Source organism: Streptomyces sp. NPDC001663 (assembly GCF_042893105.1).
GTDB lineage: Bacteria > Actinomycetota > Actinomycetes > Streptomycetales > Streptomycetaceae > Streptomyces.
Map to the genome: position 1 here is coordinate 1 of NZ_JBIAUR010000060.1, position 1,070 is coordinate 1,070.

Annotated in this window: 1 protein-coding gene; it reads right to left on the reverse strand. The window is 65.4% G+C overall.

What is annotated here, in order from left to right:
• Window positions 1-1,032 (reverse strand): IS630 family transposase (locus tag ACFY1L_RS56010; RefSeq protein WP_388843392.1); only part of this gene is annotated, 1,032 nt, incomplete at its 3' end.
• Window positions 1,033-1,070 lie beyond the last annotated feature (38 nt).

Here is a 1,070-nt window from a genome sequence, read left to right on the forward strand (position 1 = left end):
GTCTTCGTTCCAGTCCTTGACCCAGGCACGGATGTCGGCTTCCAGGGCTTGGATGTTCTTGTGTGCGCCGCGGCGGATCATTTGGTGCGCGAGGTAGCCGAACCACCGCTCGACCTGGTTGATCCAGGAGGAGCCGGTCGGGGTGAAGTGCAGCTCGAACCGCGGGTGTTTGGCCAGCCAGGCCTTGATCGCAGGGGTTTTGTGGGTGCCGTAGTTGTCGACGATCAGGTGGATCTGCAGGTGTGCGGGAACCTCCTTGTCGATCCGGATCAGGAACTTCTTGAACTCCACGGCCCGGTGCCGGCGGTGCAGGGCCGTGATGACTTCACCGGTGGCGACATCGAACGCGGCGAACAAGGTGGTCAGACCGTTTCGGACGTAGTCGTGGGTGCGCCGCTCGGGCATGCCCGGCATTATCGGCAGCACCGGCTGGGACCGGTCCAGGGCCTGGATCTGCGACTTCTCGTCCACCGAGAGCACCACCGCACCCTCGGGCGGGTTGAAGTACAGGCCCACGACGTCGTAGACCTTCTCCACGAACAACGGGTCCGTCGACAGCTTGAAGGTGTCCGCCAGATGCGGCTTGAGCTGGAACTGCCGCCAGATCCGGCCGACCGTGGACTTCGACAGACCACTGTGCTGCGCCATCGACGTGCGCGACCAGTGGGTGGCGTTCTTCGGCAGCTGTTCCAGCGTGGTGACCACGACCGCTTCCACCTGATCAACGCTGATGGTGGGCGGCCGGCCCGGCCTCGGCTCGTCGACCAGTCCATCCAGCCGCTGGGCGAGGAAACGCCGCCGCCACTTGCGGACGGTGTCCGCGGTCACCCGCAGATCCCGGGCGACCGCGACAATCGGCGGTACGTCCGGCCCCGCACATGCCAGCACGATCCGCGCCCGCAACGCCAGGGCCTGAGCCGATGTCGCCCGACGTGTCCACCGCTCCAACGCCGCCCGCTCGTCATCAGACAGCAGCAACGGCTCCAGTTTCGGGCCCCGACGAGGAACTGACGCACCAGCAGCAGAAGTCACACGACTACTAACGATCAACTACTGGCGCAGGACACTAG